This is a genomic window from Colwellia sp. 75C3 (genome assembly GCF_002836255.1).
Taxonomy (GTDB): Bacteria; Pseudomonadota; Gammaproteobacteria; order Enterobacterales; family Alteromonadaceae; genus Colwellia.
Genome location: NZ_PJAU01000059.1, coordinates 247024 through 263056 on the forward strand (window position 1 = coordinate 247024; position 16033 = coordinate 263056).

Here is a 16033-nt window from a genome sequence, read left to right on the forward strand (position 1 = left end):
GATAGAACAAGTTTAACTATTGTTAACAATAGTCTTTAGCAGTAATAAAAGAAAAAATAAAATCAAATTATTTTAACTTTCTTCATTTTTTAGATTGATAGTAATCTATTGAATCCAGTTGGATGAGGTACTGCTAGTTGCTATTCGCCTTTAATATCTTAGCTTAGCGTGGCTAATAATCCATTCACCTTATAGAAAGCCGCTTTTGTCTTTATTTAATCTCTTATGCTTTGACATTAGTGCTGAGCATTGGCAAAGTGATTTTTTAAATGCGAATAAGATAATAATAATGAAACACATAAGCACCGGCATAAGCTCTCAAATAAGTAAAACAAACCAATTCAAACGCTCGCCTTTAATGGTCGCGATTGTTTTATCTTTAGGTGTGGCAGTAAGTGCCTGCCAAGATCCTAATGCGGGTGTTCAAAGTGCGGTAAAGACCACTGAAACAAAAGAAGCAGCAGAAGTTGCTGTGGTTGATCAAGCACAATTAGCCCAAGAAATAGCGAAAAAGTATATTATTACTGATGGCCATATCGATGTCCCATACCGCTTAGAAAATGAATTTGAAAATGTTGCAGAGCATACGGCACATGGTGACTTTGATTTCCCAAGAGCTGTTGCTGGTGGTTTAGATGCACCTTTTATGTCGATATATATCCCGGCATCACTTGAAAAAACAGGTGGCAGTAAAGCGCTTGCCGATAAACTGATCTCGATGGTTGAGAACATTGCTAATGAAGCACCAGAAAAGTTTGAGTTAGCTTATTCAACGGCTGAAGTAGAAGAAAACTTTGCAAAGGGCATCATTTCACTGCCAATGGGCATGGAAAACGGTAGCCCAATTGAAGGTGATTTAGCTAACCTTAAACATTTTTATGATCGCGGTATTCGCTATATTACTCTGACTCACTCAAAAGCTAATCATATTTCAGACTCTTCATATGACGAAGCCCGTCCTGCAGGTGGTTTAACAGATTTTGGTAAAACCTTAGTAGCAGAAATGAATAATATTGGTGTAATGGTTGATGTTTCTCACATCTCTGATGATGCCTTTAATGATGTGATGGCAATCAGTAAAGTACCTGTTATTGCTTCGCATTCTTCTGCTCGACACTTTACCCCAGGTTTTGAGCGTAATATGAGTGATGAGATGATAAAAACGTTAGCGAAAAATGGCGGCGTTATTCAAATAAACTTTGGCTCGAGCTTTATCAATCAAGAAGCCATTGAATACGGTAAAGTACGCAAAGCAGCAATTAAAGTTTTCACTGAAGCAAACAAGCTTGAAAAAGGCAGTGCTGAAATTACAGCATTTAAAGAAGAATATAAAATCAAAAACGCATACCCGTACGCAAGTTTATCGGATGTGCTGGATCATTATGACCATGTTGTTAAATTAGTGGGTATTGATTATGTAGGTATAGGCTCTGATTATGACGGTGTTGGTGATAGCCTGCCAAGTAACTTAAAAGATGTGTCTTCTTACCCAAATTTGATTGAAGGCTTGTTGAAGCGTGGTTACAGCGAGCAAGATATTGCCAAGATTCTTTCAGGTAATGTGATGCGTGTTTGGAAAGCCGTTGAGGTTTATGCTGCACAGCATTAGGTTTAGATAATAACGAGCCCTCATTAACTTAGCTTAACCTGAGTTAATGAGGGCTTTTTTGAACATGAAAAATTGCCCATTATCTTGCTTATGAAGCATTGAACTTGGCAATTTCGTTATATTTAAAAATATTAGGTCGAGTGTTTTACTTCGGACTTTAAGCTAATACTCTAGGCCATTGTTAAGATGAAAATTCAATAGAACGTACTTGTAGAATAGCTTCGCCACCGTCTTTATCTGTCATGCTTGGTGTTAAATAAATAGCGTTAATATGCTCAGGTAATAAGCCTAGGTCTTTTGAACTGGCAGGTGTCCATTCTGGTCGATAGAAGTCTTTCAAATCAACTTCTTTTGTCGACCATTGGTTTGTTGCCGGTAATTTTATTTGGTAATGGGCATAACTCTGATCGCCATTTTTGCCATATTCGAGCTGTGATAACTTAATAATCAAGGGAATATCACATTGGTAAGTTAAGCGTATTTTCTGGTTACCTGCTAATGAAGCTGTAGGAAGTTTATGAATAAGTTCAATCCATGAATTACGCTTTTCATCAACACGAGGTACACGTTTGAATTTGATCCAAATACCGCCATGCCTGATCAGTTTTTCGTTAATAATGGCTTCACTACCATAGGGGTCAGTATCATAACTCCATTGGTGTTTATCTAATGGCGTTTGAGTGCTAGCTGCATTGGCCGGTACGGTAAATAGAAGCAATAAACTAGCAAGACCAGCAAGTAATAGTGTTTTGAAAAAGTGCATTTATATCCTTTAAATCGAAGTTTCACATAACTTAACTGCAAATAATAAATCAAGGGAGCCTTACAAGATAGCTCTTAAAGTCATTAAGGTACTTATTACGAAACGCATGATAAGGGATTATTCGCTATTTCATTGCGGTCAAAACAAAACAAAACAAAAGAGAATGGTTAATGACCTGCTGCAATCCACAGTTTGAATGATAACGGGTATAACCCCGTTACCTTCATTCTGCTGGAGCTAGGTATTATTAGTTTTTGGTAGGCCAGTAGATCGCCACAAATAATAGAGCGCAGGCAATACCAGTAAGGTTAATAACATAGCACTTGCCATACCACCCACCATAGGCGCAGCAATACGGCTCATGACTTCTGAACCCGTGCCAGTACCATATAATATTGGTAATAAACCAACAATCACAGTTCCTCCGGTCATCATAATAGGCCTTACTCTTAATCCTGCACCATGAAGCACAGCCTCCAATAGGTCGGCTTTACTTGTAGCTTTTCCTTGTTTAGTATTTTGTTTCAACAAAGCGTAGTAGGCTTGATTTAAATACACCAGCATAATTACGCCAATTTCAACAGCGACCCCTGCAAGAGCAATAAAACCAACACCTACCGCAACAGAGAAGTTAAAGCCTTGTAAATACATTAGCCAAATACTACCTACCATAGCTAATGGCAACGTACCTAAAATTATTGCTACTTCAACTACATTTTTAAAGCTTAAATACAATAATATGATGATGATAGCTAAGGTTAACGGTACAACATAAGTGAGTTTAGCTTTTGCACGTTGCATATATTCATACTGACCTGCCCATGCAATAGAATAGCCCGCAGGTAACTTCAATTGTTCATCTACTACTTTTTGTGCATTATCAACATAAGTACCAACATCGACACCTTCAATATCAATAAAAGCCCAACCATTTAAGCGCGCATTTTCAGATTTAATACCTGGTGGCCCATCTTCAATAAATATATTGGCAACATCTCCTAAAGAGATACGTTGACCATTTGGCGTGACAATAGGAAGTAATGAAAGCTGCTCTGGCGAATTACGATAATCCTGAGGATAACGTAAACTCACAGGATATCGCTCTAACCCTTCTACTGTATTAGTCACATTCATACCACCAATGGCAGTAGCCACAACTTGCTGGATATCACTAATATTTAAGCCATAACGAGCTGCCTTACCACGTTGAATGTCCACTTTAATATAGCGACCACCTGCGACACGTTCAGAATAGACAGAGGCAGTACCTGGTACGTCAGCTAAGATAGTTTCTAATTGCTGTCCTATTTCTTGAATAACCTCAAGTTTAGGTCCTGCTATTTTGATACCTACCGGCGTTTTAATACCGGTTGCTAACATATCGATACGTGTTTTTATTGGCATAACCCAAGCATTGGTGACCCCTGGTAATTTCACTAAGTCATCAAGTTCTTTTTTCAAGCTAGCGGTAGTAACGCCTTCGCGCCATTCACTTTTTGGCTTTAACTGAATGAAGGTTTCTATCATGGTTAATGGGGCAGGATCGGTTGCCGTTTCTGCACGACCCACTTTACCAAATACCGTTTTAACTTCAGGTACCGTTTTAATTAGCTTATCGGTTTGCTGCAATAACTGCCTTGCTTGGCCAATAGAAATACCCGGATAGGTTGTCGGCATATACATTAAATCGCCTTCATCAAGTGGTGGTATAAACTCACTGCCTATTTTATCTAACGGATATAAACCTATGATAAGTACCACTACAGCCGCAGCTAAGGTTGTTTTGGGGAAATTCAATACGGTTTTTAGCGCCGGCATATATAACGCCGTTAAAAACTTATTTACCGGATTTTTATGTTCAGCTAAAACCTTACCACGAATAAAGTAACCCATAAGAACGGGCACTAAAGTAATAGCTAAAGCTGCTGAGGCCGCCATGGCATAAGTTTTGGTGTAAGCCAGTGGCGAAAACATCCGACCTTCTTGTGCTTCAAGGGTAAATACCGGTACGAAACTAACGGTGATAATCAGTAAACTAAAAAACAGGGCTGGCCCCACTTCACAGGCGGCATCAGTGACAATTTGCCAGCGATTTTCATTACTCAGCGGTTTATCTTGAGGTAATCGTTCCATATGTTTGTGCATATTTTCAATCATAACAATGGCGCCATCCACCATAGCGCCAATGGCAATAGCAATACCACCGAGCGACATGATGTTAGCGTTTAAACCTTGAGCATGCATAACGATAAAGGCCGTTAAAATACCGACCGGTATGCTAATGATCACCACTAAAGACGAGCGTAAATGGAACAGAAAAATAACACAGACTAAGGCAACAACCGCAAACTCTTCTAACAGTTTCATCGCGAGATTTTTTACTGCGCGCTCAATAAGCGATGATCGGTCATAAACAGTGACAATCTCTACACCATCAGGCAGACCTTTTTTCAACTGTTCAAGTTTTGCTTTCACGCCTTTAATGACTTCTTGGGCATTTTCACCAAAGCGCATCACCACAATACCGCCGACGGCTTCACCTTCACCATTAAGCTCAGCAATGCCACGGCGCATTTGTGGACCAGTGCCAATTTCAGCGACATCTTTTAATAATAAAGGTGTGCCATTTTCATTGACGCCGAGCGGGATGTTTTCAAGGTCTTCAACACTCTTGATGTAACCGGTGGCCCGTACCATATACTCGGCTTCGGCCATTTCCACCACCGAAGCACCAATTTCTTGGTTACCTTGTTTTATTGCTGTTTGAATCAACGATAAAGGAATGCCAAAGGCGCGTAATTTATCGGGATCAATTTGTACTTGATATTGCTTAACCATGCCGCCGAGTGCGGTAACTTCAGACACCCCTTTTACGGTTTGTAGTTCAAACTTTAAAAACCAATCTTGCAAACTACGCAGTTGACTTAGATCATGTTGACCAGTTTTATCAACCAAGGCATAGAGATATACCCAACCGACACCCGTAGCATCAGGGCCTAATTGTGGTTTAGCATCACTTGGTAAGTTTGGGGCTACTTGACTTAAATACTCTAAAACTCGCGAACGAGCCCAATAAAGGTCGGTATCTTCGTCGAAAATAACATAAACATAAGAGTCGCCAAAAAAGGAATAACCACGTACGGTCACTGCGCCAGGTACCGATAACATAGCAGTGGTTAATGGATAAGTTACTTGATCTTCAACCACCTGAGGTGCTTGTCCTGGGTAACTCGTTTTAATAATCACTTGTACATCAGATAGATCCGGCAGGGCATCAACCGGGGTATTTTTGACTGAATATAAACCGACACCCACGAGTATCATGGTGGCGAGAATAACGAAGAAGCGGTTGCCTATTGACCACCGAATAATGGCAGCAATCATTACATCTCTCCCTTCATTGCCATAGCACTAACAATGATGAACTCGCCACCTTGAATTTCGAAGGTAAACATTAAATAAGCATCGACTGTAAAAAGTGACATATCAACACTTTCTGCGACCATGAAGTCAACAGTGGCAGGTTCACGGCCCCATTTTTCAATGGCTTCGCGGTCGATAGTGACCATGCGGTGATCGGTCATCACCGATGTTACGGTGCCGTTTACTGTGGCATTGCTGACCGGCTTTTCACCATTTTTCTCAATATTGATAATGCGGTAATCACTGTCGCTGACTTTTTCAATTTCAACACGGATAATCATCTCTGCTGTTAGTTGGGAAAAATCCACTGAGTCTAAGGCAGTAAAGTCCATCGTCATTTCTGGCCAGTCCCATGCAGGAATGGCATCATGGGCTAAGGTTAGCATTTTGTGATCTGCCATTAGGCTAACTATACTAGCATCGACCCAGACGGTACTAGGTATTGGATCATGGCTCATACGTTTGAAATCTGAGGTTTTGCTCGATTCAGAGTCGAGTAAAAATTGTGCCGAACTAACGATTTTTTCACCGGCGCTTAAGCCAGATAATATCTCGACATTCTCACTATCAAAACGACCAACACTCACGGCGACAGATTTAAAGTTTCCTTCACCTAAGGCTAAGACCACGCGGTCTTGATTACCGGTGCGAATTAGTGCCTCTTTGGGAATGAGCAGGGTTTTTTCATCACTGCTGGTATGAATGATGATTTGGGCAAACATGTTCGGTTTAAATTCACCATTTTCATTGTTAAAGCGTAACCTTACTTTTACCGTACGGGTTGTCGGATCTAATATCGGGTAAACATAATCTATTTTTCCTTGCCAGGTTTTACCGGGTAAATAATCTAGACTCATGGTTACCGCTGTACCTTGTACCACCTGATTTGCTTGGCGTTCGAATACTTCAGCGACCACCCAAACTTGTGATAAGTCACCGATAGACATTAAGGTTGAACCGGGTTTAACAAAAAATCCTTCACGAATATTTAGGTTTTCAACAACGCCATTTTGTGGTGCAAAAAAGGCAATGTTTTGTTGCACTTGACGCGTTTTTTTAAGGTTACGAATGATTGATTTAGGTAATTGCAGTGCCACCAAGCGGTTTTCTGCGGCAGTTATTAAACGACTATTCTTTCTGTCTAGGGCAAGTAAATATTCTTCTTGCGCATTGACGAGTTCAGGTGAATAAATATTGTATAACGGCTGGCCTTTTTTAACGGGATCGCCAATAGCTTTTACATAGAGCTTTTCAATCCAACCTTCTACTCTAGGATGAATATGGACTAATCTATCCTCATCATAGGTCACATAACCGACGGTATTTATTTGGGTATGCAGTGTTTTAACTTCGGCCTTAACGGTTCGAACACCAAGATTATTAATAACATTCGCTGAAATACGAATAGTACCAGCCCCCTCATCAGGCCCTGCACCATCACCACCATAATAGGCTACTAAATCCATACCCATAGGGGACTTTCCGGGTTTATCACGACGATAGTTAGCATCCATAGGGGCAACCCAATAGAGTGGCTGCTTTTCACTGCTAGCGTTATTGTTTGTATTTTTTGTGCCATCTGTTGGCATTAAAATGGAGTAAGCCAGAAAGGTAAGGGCTGAACCAGTGATTAAGCCAATTAGGCTGGCTTTAAGTGTTGAAGATTTCGTTGCTGTCATTATTTTTCTCCAGCTGTGCTATTGGCGGTACTTAACGAGCCAACAAATAAGTAATTTAATTCCAAGATGATCTTTTGCTCTGCTACCTGAATGACTAAATCGTCAATTTGCGCATTGAGCACGGCAATGCGTGAACGCACAACTTCAGCAAAATCACCATCGTCATTGGTGTAAGCCGTTAATGACGCTTCTGCTTGGTCATGAACTTGTGGTAATAATCGCGTTTTGTAGAGTGACTTTCGCTCTTCTAAGCGCAATAAACGGCCTTTAGCACTTGAATAGGCTCCGAGTAGTTGACGTAATAACAGTATTTTTTCGGTTTTAATCGCTTCCGTTTTTGAAATGGCGGACTTTACTGCCATATCTTGACGGTTTGCAGTAAATAACGGTAAATCGAAGGTCACTCCGACAGAGAATAAGTCTGCGCGACTGTTGCCCATAGGATCATCATCACGGTAACCATAACTGGCATTTACTCCCCATTCGGGTTGGTATTGTTGCTCGGCTAAGTTAATACCTGTTTTAGTCGCAGATATTTTTTTATCTATGGCAAATACAGCGGGATGATTAGCAAAGTGCTTAGCTAATACCTCAACGGACAACCAAGTTTTGCTATAGACCAGTTTATTATTGAATAAATCAAGTTGTGGCAATTCTTTTGCCAATTGCATGTTGTGTAATTGACTGATAGCGCTGATGGCATCTTGCTCACTATCGACGGTAAAAACCGTCGATAGCCATTGTGATAGCATGCCTAAATAGGCATTTTGCTGTTGCGCTAATATATCTAATCTATCATCAAGGCGAGTTAACTCAAGTTGTGCACGGACGATATCTTGTTGGCGGGTCTTTCCTAAAGCGGAAGAATAACTGGCTTGAGCAACATCGGCTAATTGTTCGAACAAGGAGCGATTTTGTTCAATAAGAGCAATACTTTGCTGAACTCTGTAGGCATCAAGCCATAAACTACCGACAGTAACGGCGACTTTAGCTTTCCTATCGGCGCGCTGAAATGGATAAGCTTCACTTTCAATGCGTAATTGTTGATTTTTAATGGCAAGCGTATCGCCACGTGGAAACATTTGGGTAATGCCTACCTTTAATTGGGTCATACCTTCTTGAGAAAAATCAAAACCATCGGTGGGTAAATTGGCCAGGCCAACGGACATTTTAGGATCTGGCATAGTGGCTGCGGCATGACTTAATGCTTCAACGGCTTGTTGCTGATGTTTATTTCCTGTTAGCCAAGGATCATTTTTTTGGGCTGTTTTTACTGCGCTATTAAAGGACCAAATACGTTCATTGTTAGCCGCTGGACTCGTTTGGCTAAAGGCTAAAAGTAAACTCAATGTTATGACACTGGCAACTGAACTTTTCTTAATCTGACTTAGTTTGTTGGTGATCATTAGAATTGCTCCTGATAGTTATTCAGCTTGGCGTAAATGTCATAACTACCATCAGATTTTAGCAAAATGATTTGGTATGGCATAAATTTGTCACCTACTTCCATACCTGGAGTACCAATTGGCATAGCTGGCACAGACAAGCCGATTGAATTTTTTGGTGGGTTTGCTAAAAATTGATGAATAAATTTTGCAGGTACATGGCCTTCAAAAACATAACCATCTTTTGATACCGCGGTATGACAAGAGCGATATTGTGGGGCTATGCCTTTATTGCTCTTAAACGCTGACAAATCAGTTTGATTGTATGCTTTCGAACTAAAGCCATGTTGGTCAATATGTGCAATCCACTTCTCACAACAACTACAGGTTGGGCTTTTATAAATGGCTAGCAATGGTAATACTGTACTGGCTTGTTGAAGCGGCTTTTCTTGTTTTATAGGTGAAATATGAGGTTTTTTTTCTGCTGTAACAGAGGCTTCTAGCTTACTCTGTTCGGTACAGGCGCTAAGTAATAATAAGCTTGTGAATAGAGTCATCGCGATAGTAATTTTGACAGGAAAAGAAAATGAAAACATAACTCCCTCCTAAGGGAAATTGTACGGAAATAAATATTTTGTTAACTAAGTCACTAGAAATTTATTCTTTTTAAATTAACAAGTAACTAGATGGTTTTTGCTGCGTCGAATGTTTCAAATTATCTATGATAAGAGTAAAACGGCAAAATTTAGACGCAAAGAGGCTGAGTTCAGCTAAGTATAGGGGGTCTATATAGGGATGTGAGTGTTTGACTAGCGGTTAATGAATTAGGGGACGTTATCTTATTTTCGATGGCAAAAGCTGGGGGATAAGTCATGCTGGTTGAGAATGCCGAAACGGTTGAACAGCCGCTTGTTGAGCAGTCACACTCTTGTGCACAGCAATCTTCAGTAGACATAGTACTCATGTCATGGGCTGAGCCGTCAGCTTCTTCCATCATATGATGCATACCTTTCATCGATGACATTCCTGCCATAGATTGCATAGCAGTCATATTATAAAACATAGATATAGATGCCATTGATTGACCAATAAAGATCAAACAAAGCAATAACACCATCATTGTTTTATTTATAAAAGTAGGCACAAGCAACACTTAAATTATGAGTTAGGTACTATTAGCTAATTACAAACTTGGTCTTAGTTGATAATTACATAATAGGAAGTATTTTAATTTTAGCATTATTAAAAAGAAGATAGCAATAATAGTAACTCTATTAAATTCATTCATATCTCAGGGCTATATTAGAGATTTAAAAATTTTAGTTTATCCAAACTGTAGGGGAATTTCCTAAACTTTGATTAATCAAAAATCTTCTGCTAAAAACAGTAGATAGCATTTATTATATATTTTAGGGGGAAAGGTAATGAAATTTATAAAAATATTTTTATGTTATTTTCCTTGTCTTATAGCAAATGCAAATCAAAAAATTATTATTAATGATATTCAATGGCCACCTTATTTCATGATTAATGCCGAGCAAGAGGGAGCAGGCTTGGGGAAAGATATCATCAATTTATGCGTACAACGGGGAGGGTATCAAGTTGAATACCATGAACTTCCTATTAAGAGAACCCATCATTTTATGGAGGTGGGGGAAGTTGATATCACCGTTTATTCTTATAAAGAAAAACGAAAAGAGATCCTTTATTACGGGAAAGAAGCGTTATTCAATTCAGAATATGGATTTATGGTTAGAAGAAATAGTGATATTAAAATAGATAAGCTAGCCGATTTAGAGCCTTATGTTATCGGACATTTGGCGGGGTTAAGTTATACACCGGAACTAAAAAAAATTATTAATGATAAAGATGAAATCGGCGAAGTTGTTACCGGTTACTCTTTAAAAGCAATGTTTTCACAATTACTTGCTAAGACTCCAAGATTTGAAATTATGGCAGATTCAAAAATAACATTTCACTGGCAAGCTAAAAAGTTAGGTGTTGCCGATAAAATAAAAGTATTAGACTATAACATTAAGAACAAAGCTTATTACATCACCGTATCGAAACGTTCAAAGAACATTAAAAACCCTAAAGATTTTCTGAATAAAATCGATATTTGTTTACGTGATATAAAGCAAAGTGGCGAGTTCAAAGCAATTTTAGCTCGCTATGGGATTTATTAACTATTTATCTCTGATAGAATTTTTATAAGTAATCGAACCCCTCTCCTCACTCTATGCTGCAAGAGCTTGGCTTAGTCAATAAAGAATCAGGTACATTATGTAGTTTGTATCTTTATCATTTATATTTTAGCTGAGGTAAAGTAGAGATCAACGAAATGAGCACTAACAAATTATAAAGGTTGATTTTATGCGTGGAGCAGGTGGTACGTCAGGTGGTTTAGGACAATTTTTCATTGGATTAATTATGATGTGCGGTGGTTTTTATTTACTACTTAATGCCATTACAGTTAGTTCTAGTTTTGGTATGGGCATGCGACTTTATGGTTTTTCTGCTATGGGTGGCAGTTATAGCGTCACTAGCGGTATGGTGATGATCCCGTTTATGTTTGGTGTAGGTCTGATTTTTTATAACAGTAAGAATCCTATTGGCTGGGTACTCGCACTAGGTTCTATTACTGGTTTAATTTTCGGGGTGATTTCTTCGATTCGTTTTAGCATGAGAACAATGACATCATTTGATTTAATTGTCATCTTAGTGTTGTCAATGGGTGGTTTAGGCTTGTTTTTACGCTCGTTGAAGAAAATTGATTCGGCTATTCCTGCTGAGTAATGTCGATTAATTAAGGAGTATTTTTTAGTGCGATATAAGAACAGTTTACCTGCTATTTTGATTAGCTTTAACTATATTTGAGCTTTAATAAATTAATATTTATCACCCTTCAATTAACTTATAGCAGAAAAAGTTTATTGAATGGTGTCATTTTATGTGTAACATAAAGACGATTCTTATTTTTCGTGAGCTTGCATGTTCCCTTCTATCACTAAAGCCTTAATGGTGTTGCTACTGTGTTTGACCTTTATCGGTCAAGTCATGGCGTCTACCCTTATGCCTTATCAGATGATGAGTATGAATGCCGAGAGTATGCAGGAGCAACCTCATGATATGGCTATGATGGATCACAGTGCCCATCAAATGGCGAGTGGTGGTGATAATCCTATTATGGATTGTTGCGAAAATGACTGTGCTTGTTTTATTGGTGGTTGTTCCACATTAGCCGTATTGTCCACAATTTCACAAACAGAGCCTAATCTACCTTCTTCCTTGAAGATACAGTCCGTTACCAGCTTAATGCTTAGTCAATATTTAACTTCCCTATACCGACCACCGATATTTAGCTAAATAGAGCATAAATGTGTCCAAAATTTGGTGCATTTACTGCGTGCTAGCTTGTATCAGTCACCTTGACTGCTAAGTCTCTTCATATCTGTTGGCAAGCAAACTTGTTAACAGCCTTGTCGTAATGCTTGCTGCTCTTTAAATCAATATTAGTACTAAAATCACCTATAAACTGCACGTTTTGGCAGTATCTTTAATCTATTAAGCAACACCTAGGAACACACATGAATAAAATTTTAATATTACTTACGGTTACTTTATTAACTATTTCGTCATCGGTATTAGCCCACGCTGGCTTAAAAACCTCATTACCAAAAGATGGTGCTATGTTAATGGCAAGTCCAACAGTATTACAGTTAGCATTTACTAAAGAGGTACGTTTAGTAAAACTTACCCTTGGCGATAAAAACGGCACTCTTATCCCTATTGAATTTAAACCTTCGGCAACAGCATCAGCTAGTTATAGCTTAGCTTTACCCACGTTACCTAGTAGCAACTACCAAGTTAACTGGACCATTATGGGAAAAGATGCTCATAAAATGAAAGGTAAGTTTACTTTTATGGTTCACGGAGCTGCTCAGTCAAAAGCAATGAAACATGAACAGCATAGTCATTAGGAGTTTCTAAGATGGAAATATCACCTTGGGACATCGCAATTATTCTCAGTAAAATGATGATATACATTGGTATATCTGGCTCTATTGGTGGTGTTTTCATCTATTGGCTAGTTATTAAAAGAGCTTACCAATTCAATTTACGCCAGCACTGTCAGCTGATGTTATTTATTGGCGTTGTCGGCACACTGTTGAATTTTTTTATACAAGTCGGTGCTTTTGCCGAGTCAGGTGTAGCAGGTCTTTTTGACCCTTTTTATAACTCATTATTGTGGCAATCTAATGCTGGTGATGCACTTTTATATCGCCTTGCTGGTTTTATATTGGTATTAATTTCAGTGACTAAGGTAATGGCAATTGGGCAATATCGGCGCTTATTTTTAGTTACTTTTGTCTTAAGTACCTTACTGCTTGTGCGTTCGTTCAGTGTTATTGGACATACCGCAGAGATGAATTTGACTAGCCAATTGTTGCTTAATTTACATGTGTTGCTGGTTTTCTGGTGGTTAGGTTCACTTTGGCCACTCTGGAAAGCATGTGGGTTTTTATCTGCACCTGTTTTACATACTGTTATGCAGCAGTTTGGCTATTATGCTAGCTATATCGTTTCGCTATTAATACTTTGTGGCTTAATAGTGGCTTACCAGCTTATTGGTTCGATAGAAGGTTTATTTTTAAGCTCTTATGGGCAAAGTTTTTTATTAAAACTTATTTTAGTCATTGGCATATTACTTATTGCTGCGAATCATAAATTAAACTTGGTGGCTAAGTTACTAACAAACGACCAGGGTAAAAAAGCCCTAGCTCGCTCTATTCAGTGGGAGATGGTTTTAGCCTTGTTGATTTTATTGATAACAACTTGGCTTACTACTGTCGTGGGACCTGAGCATTAAACCAACAACCAACAACCAACAACCAACAATCAAAAAATTACAAACGAGAGATAATCGAATGAAGAACTTTAAATTATTATGTATTACCGTACTATTTTCAGCCCTTGTACCAACAACGTATGCCCATGAAGATGCGAAAAAGGCAGAGGTCAACTCGAGTCTATTTACCGGTGTCGACTCTATGGCGGCTAAGGTCGTTAAGCGTTTTCATCATGCACTCAAAACAAGTGATAAAGTCACTGCTCGTCAGTTACTAGCCGATGAGGTACAAATATTTGAAGGCGGCGGCGTAGAGCGCTCCGCTGATGAATATGCCAGCCATCATATGTTGTCGGATATGAAATATCTTGCCGCGGTAAATAATAAAACGTTAGAGCATAATGTAAAAGTGATGGGTAACAGCGCGGTCTCTATGTCTCGTAGTCAAACTACCGGAACATACAAAGGCAAAGAGCAGAATTACCAAAGTATGGAAACTATAGTGCTAGAAAAGCAACAGGGTGAGTGGAAAATCGTCCGTATCCATTGGTCTAATTAAATACCTTGAACCGTGAGCTTAAAGTGCTGTATTAGTTATTATATCGACTAAGTGCTGCATTTAATTCCCAGGCAATACACTAGCTATTGTCTGGGAATCTATCTTGAGTTAAGTAACCTGAACCCAAGTTAAGTCCAGCTATCAAACTTTCGATAGTCGGCTATTTAATTCAAAAAGGTTTGATAAGCGAGATTTTCGGTTTCTTCTTGCCACTGATAACCAAGATCATTAAGGTGTTGGAAGAAGTCGTTTTGCTGACTTTTATCCAGATCGAAACCAGCAAGTACCTGACCAAATGCTGCGCCATGGTTACGGTAATGAAATAAGGTGATATTCCAATGCTCTCCCATTGCATCTAAGAACTTTTCTAATGCGCCAGGGTGCTCAGGAAATTCGAAACTAAATAATCGTTCATCATTCTTATTTGCTGAATTAGGACTTTTACCGCCGATCATGTAGCGAACATGCAGCTTTGCAAGTTCATTATCGGTGAAATCTCTCACTTGATAGTTTGCGCTTACTAGTCCTTGCAGTAACTGTTGACGTTCTTGCACACTGCCACCAAGGCGAACACCGACAAAAATTTCAGCACTCGGCTTACCAGAGAATCGATAGTTAAACTCGGTAATGGCACGGTTACCTATGGATTGGCAAAAACGTTTAAAGCTGCCTTTTTCTTCTGGAATAGTAACCGCTAATATTGCTTCTTTCTTTTCACCTAATTCACAGCGTTCTGATACATAACGCAAAGTATGAAAGTTCATGTTTGCGCCTGAAAGTACCGCTGCTAATGACTCATTACCTTTGCTAGTTTGGGTGTACTTTTGTAAACCGGCTAATGATAATGCGCCAGCAGGCTCAGCAATAACACGCGTTTCTTCGAAAATATCTTTAATGGATGCACAAATTTCATCAGTTGTTACGGTGATCACCTCATCGCAAAACTGTTGAATCAAACCGAAAGTATTTTCTCCAATACGTTTAACCGCAACGCCATCGGCAAACAAACCTACTTGCGCTAAATCGACAGGTTTCCCCGCCTCAAGTGCCGCTTTTAAGCAGGCTGAATCTTCAGCTTCGACACCGATAATTTTAGTACTAGGGCTCAGTTGTTTTAAATAAACTGACATACCCGCGAGTAAACCGCCGCCGCCAACAGGAATAAAAACAACATCGGCATGGGGTAATTGTTGTAAAAGTTCTTTTGCGACAGTACCTTGGCCAATAATGACTTCAATATCATCAAACGGGTGAATAAGGGTTTTGTTTTCTTCTTTGGCATATTCAACTGAAGCTGCTTGTGCTTCATTGAAACTATTACCAACTAAACGTACTTCACCACCAAAACGTCTGACATTATCTACTTTGATGTCTGGTGTGGTTTTTGGCATCACTATTGTTGCTTTGATACCTAGTTTACTCGCCGCTAATGCCAAACCTTGCGCATGGTTTCCTGCTGAGGCAGCGATAACACCATGAATGCACTGAGCTTCAGTTAAACTATTGAGTTTGTTATAAGCGCCACGTAATTTAAAAGAATGCACGGGCTGCTGATCTTCACGTTTTAAATAAATTTGGTTATTTAACCGAGAAGATAATTTGTTCAAGGTCGTCAGTTCAGTTTCAACCGCTAGGTCATAAATAGGCGCGAGTAGAATACGGCGTAAGTAATCTAATGGTGTTTGTGCTGAGGCTTGTTTGAGAGTTTCTGTCATTAGATTTACCTAGGAATTAGATTGAGCTATTTGCATGTTTTTTTTAACATT

At 39.1% G+C, this 16033-nt stretch carries 14 protein-coding genes; 7 read left to right on the top strand and 7 right to left on the bottom strand.

The features are described from left to right. Positions 1 to 289 precede the first annotated feature (289 nt). Entirely contained in the window at positions 290 to 1609 is a 1320-nt protein-coding gene (locus CXF85_RS18385; RefSeq protein ID WP_232771257.1) for a dipeptidase, read from the top strand. A gap of 181 nt (positions 1610 to 1790) precedes the next feature. Here the strand turns inward: CXF85_RS18385 and CXF85_RS18390 are convergent, their stop codons facing one another. From CXF85_RS18390 to CXF85_RS18415, 6 genes are all read right to left on the bottom strand, one after another. Then, positions 1791 to 2372, bottom strand: coding sequence for a hypothetical protein (locus CXF85_RS18390; protein ID WP_101230096.1), 582 nt, complete (start codon positions 2370 to 2372; stop codon positions 1791 to 1793). Positions 2373 to 2609: 237 nt separating this feature from the next. Further along, positions 2610 to 5756 carry an efflux RND transporter permease subunit gene (locus CXF85_RS18395; RefSeq protein ID WP_101230097.1) on the bottom strand — a complete coding sequence of 1049 codons (3147 nt, stop codon included), beginning with the start codon at positions 5754 to 5756 and terminating at the stop codon, positions 2610 to 2612. Further along, positions 5756 to 7474 (bottom strand): efflux RND transporter periplasmic adaptor subunit, encoded by a 1719-nt coding sequence (locus CXF85_RS18400; RefSeq protein WP_101230098.1) that lies wholly within the window; start codon positions 7472 to 7474, stop codon positions 5756 to 5758. Before CXF85_RS18400 ends, CXF85_RS18395 begins: the two co-directional genes overlap by 1 nt. Continuing rightward, complete coding sequence (locus CXF85_RS18405) at positions 7474 to 8880, bottom strand: TolC family protein (protein WP_101230099.1); 1407 nt, start codon at positions 8878 to 8880, stop codon at positions 7474 to 7476. The genes CXF85_RS18400 and CXF85_RS18405 overlap by 1 nt, the downstream gene beginning before the upstream one ends. Next, entirely contained in the window at positions 8880 to 9455 is a 576-nt protein-coding gene (locus CXF85_RS18410; RefSeq protein WP_101230100.1) for a DUF411 domain-containing protein, read from the bottom strand. The genes CXF85_RS18405 and CXF85_RS18410 overlap by 1 nt, the downstream gene beginning before the upstream one ends. A gap of 170 nt (positions 9456 to 9625) precedes the next feature. Further along, positions 9626 to 10003, bottom strand: coding sequence for a CopL family metal-binding regulatory protein (locus CXF85_RS18415; protein ID WP_101230101.1), 378 nt, complete (start codon positions 10001 to 10003; stop codon positions 9626 to 9628). Positions 10004 to 10283: 280 nt separating this feature from the next. Between CXF85_RS18415 and CXF85_RS18420 the strand changes: the two genes are divergently transcribed. The 6 genes from CXF85_RS18420 to CXF85_RS18445 all read left to right on the top strand — a co-directional run bounded on the left by CXF85_RS18420 (position 10284) and on the right by CXF85_RS18445 (position 14267). After that, positions 10284 to 11045, top strand: a complete 762-nt coding sequence (locus CXF85_RS18420; RefSeq protein ID WP_101230102.1) for a substrate-binding periplasmic protein — start codon at positions 10284 to 10286, stop codon at positions 11043 to 11045. Between the two features lie 187 nt (positions 11046 to 11232). After that, complete coding sequence (locus CXF85_RS18425; protein WP_101230103.1) at positions 11233 to 11655, top strand: hypothetical protein; 423 nt, start codon at positions 11233 to 11235, stop codon at positions 11653 to 11655. 195 nt (positions 11656 to 11850) lie between these two features. Further along, positions 11851 to 12225, top strand: a complete 375-nt coding sequence (locus CXF85_RS18430; protein WP_101230104.1) for a CopL family metal-binding regulatory protein — start codon at positions 11851 to 11853, stop codon at positions 12223 to 12225. Positions 12226 to 12446: 221 nt separating this feature from the next. Then, entirely contained in the window at positions 12447 to 12839 is a 393-nt protein-coding gene (locus CXF85_RS18435) for a copper resistance CopC family protein (RefSeq protein WP_232771258.1), read from the top strand. A gap of 11 nt (positions 12840 to 12850) precedes the next feature. Beyond that, a complete protein-coding gene (locus CXF85_RS18440) occupies positions 12851 to 13729 on the top strand; it encodes a CopD family protein (protein WP_101230105.1) in 879 nt (292 codons plus the stop codon). 58 nt (positions 13730 to 13787) lie between these two features. Next, entirely contained in the window at positions 13788 to 14267 is a 480-nt protein-coding gene (locus CXF85_RS18445) for a YybH family protein (RefSeq protein WP_101230106.1), read from the top strand. A 164-nt stretch (positions 14268 to 14431) separates the two neighbouring features. Here CXF85_RS18445 and ilvA read toward each other — a convergent pair whose 3' ends face one another. After that, positions 14432 to 15982, bottom strand: coding sequence for a threonine ammonia-lyase, biosynthetic (ilvA, locus tag CXF85_RS18450; protein ID WP_101230107.1), 1551 nt, complete (start codon positions 15980 to 15982; stop codon positions 14432 to 14434). Between the last annotated feature and the right edge of the window lie 51 nt (positions 15983 to 16033).

What these genes read in the sequence shown, in the direction of transcription:
- CXF85_RS18385 (WP_232771257.1), top strand. Translation starts at nt 290, where the DNA reads ATGAAACACATAAGCACCGGCATAAGCTCTCAAATAAGTAAAACAAAC.
- CXF85_RS18390 (WP_101230096.1), bottom strand. Translation starts at nt 2,372, where the DNA reads ATGCACTTTTTCAAAACACTATTACTTGCTGGTCTTGCTAGTTTATTG.
- CXF85_RS18395 (WP_101230097.1), bottom strand. Translation starts at nt 5,756, where the DNA reads ATGATTGCTGCCATTATTCGGTGGTCAATAGGCAACCGCTTCTTCGTT.
- CXF85_RS18400 (WP_101230098.1), bottom strand. Translation starts at nt 7,474, where the DNA reads ATGACAGCAACGAAATCTTCAACACTTAAAGCCAGCCTAATTGGCTTA.
- CXF85_RS18405 (WP_101230099.1), bottom strand. Translation starts at nt 8,880, where the DNA reads ATGATCACCAACAAACTAAGTCAGATTAAGAAAAGTTCAGTTGCCAGT.
- CXF85_RS18410 (WP_101230100.1), bottom strand. Translation starts at nt 9,455, where the DNA reads ATGTTTTCATTTTCTTTTCCTGTCAAAATTACTATCGCGATGACTCTA.
- CXF85_RS18420 (WP_101230102.1), top strand. Translation starts at nt 10,284, where the DNA reads ATGAAATTTATAAAAATATTTTTATGTTATTTTCCTTGTCTTATAGCA.
- CXF85_RS18425 (WP_101230103.1), top strand. Translation starts at nt 11,233, where the DNA reads ATGCGTGGAGCAGGTGGTACGTCAGGTGGTTTAGGACAATTTTTCATT.
- CXF85_RS18430 (WP_101230104.1), top strand. Translation starts at nt 11,851, where the DNA reads ATGTTCCCTTCTATCACTAAAGCCTTAATGGTGTTGCTACTGTGTTTG.
- CXF85_RS18435 (WP_232771258.1), top strand. Translation starts at nt 12,447, where the DNA reads ATGAATAAAATTTTAATATTACTTACGGTTACTTTATTAACTATTTCG.
- CXF85_RS18440 (WP_101230105.1), top strand. Translation starts at nt 12,851, where the DNA reads ATGGAAATATCACCTTGGGACATCGCAATTATTCTCAGTAAAATGATG.
- CXF85_RS18445 (WP_101230106.1), top strand. Translation starts at nt 13,788, where the DNA reads ATGAAGAACTTTAAATTATTATGTATTACCGTACTATTTTCAGCCCTT.
- ilvA (WP_101230107.1), bottom strand. Translation starts at nt 15,982, where the DNA reads ATGACAGAAACTCTCAAACAAGCCTCAGCACAAACACCATTAGATTAC.